Source organism: Vibrio sp. Vb0598, assembly GCF_033338935.1.
Lineage (GTDB): Bacteria > Pseudomonadota > Gammaproteobacteria > Enterobacterales > Vibrionaceae > Vibrio > Vibrio alginolyticus.
Genome location: NZ_JAWOTP010000181.1, coordinates 1 through 1,232 on the forward strand (window position 1 = coordinate 1; position 1,232 = coordinate 1,232).

The following is a 1,232-nucleotide window of genomic DNA, read 5'->3' on the forward strand; positions in this document are numbered from 1 at the left end:
ATGGCTGCATTAGTTGGTGGTGGCTCGGTGCCAAGACCGGGAGAGATTTCTTTGGCTCACAATGGGTTATTGTTCCTTGATGAAATGCCGGAGTTTGACCGTAAAGTGTTGGACTCGTTACGAGAACCACTGGAATCGGGTGAGATCATCATTTCGCGCGCACAAGGAAAAACGCGTTTTCCTGCTCGTTTTCAGCTGGTGGGCGCGTTGAATCCAAGCCCAACTGGCTATTACGAAGGGAATCAAGCTCGCACTAACCCTCAAGCTATTTTGCGTTACTTAGGTCGTTTATCGGGACCGCTTCTCGACCGTTTTGATATGTCGTTAGAAATTCCATCCTTACCGAAAGGCACGTTGGCGGAAGGTGGTGACCGAGGTGAACCCACGGAACTCGTCAAAGAGCGCGTCAGTCTTGCTCGCGAGAGCATGCTCAATCGAAACGGCAAAGTAAACGCACTGCTCGGCAGCCGTGAGATTGAGGCATTTTGCCCGTTGCAAAAAAGCGATGCGGAATTTCTCGAAACTGCACTCCATCGGCTGGGGTTATCGATTCGTGCCTATCATCGCATCATTAAAGTGGCCCGCACGATAGCGGATTTAGAAGGTGCTGAGCAGATTGAACGTTCTCATTTAGCGGAAGCGCTCGGGTATCGCGCGATGGACCGATTGCTGAAACAACTCACGGCTCAAGCCGTATAGTGGTCATTTGAGAGGAGTTCGCGGAGAGAACCATGTTAGAAGCTGTAGTTAAAGCCTAACGACAAAAGGTATTCATTTTCGTCATAAAAGGTGATGTTTGAATCGGTTTGGCTATAACCCGCGAAGGAAATGAACGACCAGTTCTGCCAATCAAACACGTTTTGGTATTCGTAAGCGGCAAACAAGCTCAAGGTGTCATCACTGCGCGTTTTCGCAAAAATTTGGCTCGCCGATTGATAATCTTTGAGTGCATAGCCTGCGGTTAAGGCTAAACGATGACGGTTGATGAACTTAAACCAACTTACGTCAAAGGCATAAGAGTCATACGATTCTGCTTTTCCATCCGCATCTTGGTTGATGTAGGTGAACGCGGGTTGCAGTAGCGATGTTTGGTCTAGTGAAATACGATATTCGCCTTTTACGTAATAAATACTGGCATCACGCGCGAGTGAATGGTCGGTGACTTCATCTTGTTCGACATCTTTATCGGCATAAGCTAAATCGAGGGTGAAGTTTCTATCGACCAAACCTTT

The 1,232-nt window shown here is 47.9% G+C and carries 2 protein-coding genes; one reads left to right on the plus strand and one right to left on the minus strand.

What is annotated here, in order from left to right:
• A partial coding sequence (locus tag R7Q38_RS23910) for an ATP-binding protein (RefSeq protein WP_318114538.1) occupies positions 1-699 on the plus strand: 699 nt, incomplete at its 5' end.
• Positions 700-734: 35 nt separating this feature from the next.
• On the opposite strand, the gene R7Q38_RS23915 is transcribed toward R7Q38_RS23910, so the two are convergent.
• Positions 735-1,232: DUF2860 family protein (locus R7Q38_RS23915; protein WP_318114539.1), on the minus strand; the 498-nt coding region annotated here is incomplete at its 5' end.